This window comes from Kiloniella litopenaei (genome assembly GCF_000982415.1).
GTDB classification, from domain to species: Bacteria; Pseudomonadota; Alphaproteobacteria; order Kiloniellales; family Kiloniellaceae; genus Kiloniella; species Kiloniella litopenaei.
Window position 1 is genome coordinate 1 of the sequence record NZ_LANI01000056.1, and the last position, 1,137, is coordinate 1,137.

Sequence of the window (1,137 nt, forward strand, 5' to 3'; positions counted from 1 at the left end):
CAGGCCGATACACACAGGTCGACCCCATCGGGCTGGCAGGGGGCAATAACCCCTACCACTATGCTAATGGAAGTCCTAAGAGGTATGTTGATCCTAAAGGATTAAACCCTATATTAGCTCCACTTGCTCCTCTATGTACAATTCCTGGTGTTGGTTGGGGTGGGTGTGCTGTTGGGGCTGTGATAACTACTGTATGTGGCATCATTCTGTATAATAATCCTCCAATAATACCTAATACTTTTCCTAGTGTAGAGGGTGGTGATGGAGAGACGGGGGAGGGTGACGAAAAAGGGGGGAACGCTTCCTCTCCTGGAATAGGCCCTTCAGATATTGCAGGAAAGACCCCTGAAGAAATAGATGAAATCGCTAAAGATTTGGGCTTAATTCCAAAAGGGGAAGATCCTAAGAATGGCAAGTGGACCTATGTTGATCCTGTAACAGGAGAGCAACGAATATTGGTTCACCCAAAGCCCAAAGATGGTGGTCTCCTCATTCCCATGTTAATGATGTAAATGGAAATAGGGTCGATATAAATGGAAATCCAGTTCACCCTAAAACACCTGAAGCTCATTTACCGCTTAATACTCGATAGGACAGATTAGATGCATGACTGGAGATTACTCACGATATTTTTTGATTGGAAGCAAGGAATAGTAATTATTGAAGTTGTTGAATATAAAGAGGTCGTAGAATTGAAAGCTTCTGGCGTTGTAGAGTTACTTGTGCCTCGTTTTAGGGAATGGGGACCAAGTGTTTTTATAAATGAGGCAAATATTAGCAATAAAGATCAAAAGGGTAACTCAATAATGACAATAGAGATGCAGACAGGAGATGAAATAAAAATAACTGCCGAAGAATTTATTCTGCCAGAAGGTTTTTGAAAGGTCATCGAACCTTTAAAATGAAATACCCGTTGGGCAGTCGGTGGCAGTTATGCCAAAGAGGCAGAATATACGATCCACCATGCGCGCGGAAGCAGTGTTGTTGTGCACAATCAGCAAAAAGAAGGCGGGCGTTGGAAGAGCCTTGGCTCTTATGATTTTGTGCCGGGGCAAAACCATCGCATAGAACTGCGGAATGCAGACACAGGTAAAACGGCTGTTGCTGCGCGTTTTGTGCAGAATGATGCGCAAGAGA

At 43.8% G+C, this 1,137-nt stretch carries 2 protein-coding genes and 1 pseudogene; all 3 read left to right on the top strand.

The window, feature by feature from the left end:
- Positions 1-512: RHS repeat domain-containing protein (locus WH95_RS20065; protein ID WP_046510232.1), on the top strand; the 512-nt coding region annotated here is incomplete at its 5' end.
- A 90-nt stretch (positions 513-602) separates the two neighbouring features.
- The gene (locus WH95_RS20070) at positions 603-881 is read left to right on the top strand and encodes a hypothetical protein (protein ID WP_046510233.1); all 279 of its coding nucleotides are present in this window, start codon (positions 603-605) and stop codon (positions 879-881) included.
- A gap of 48 nt (positions 882-929) precedes the next feature.
- Positions 930-1,137 (top strand): annotated as a pseudogene (locus tag WH95_RS21935) (golvesin C-terminal-like domain-containing protein); the annotation flags it as partial.

Bases quoted from the DNA above. Each gene is read 5' to 3' on its own strand.
- WH95_RS20070 (WP_046510233.1), top strand. From the start codon at position 603: ATGCATGACTGGAGATTACTCACGATATTTTTTGATTGGAAGCAAGGA.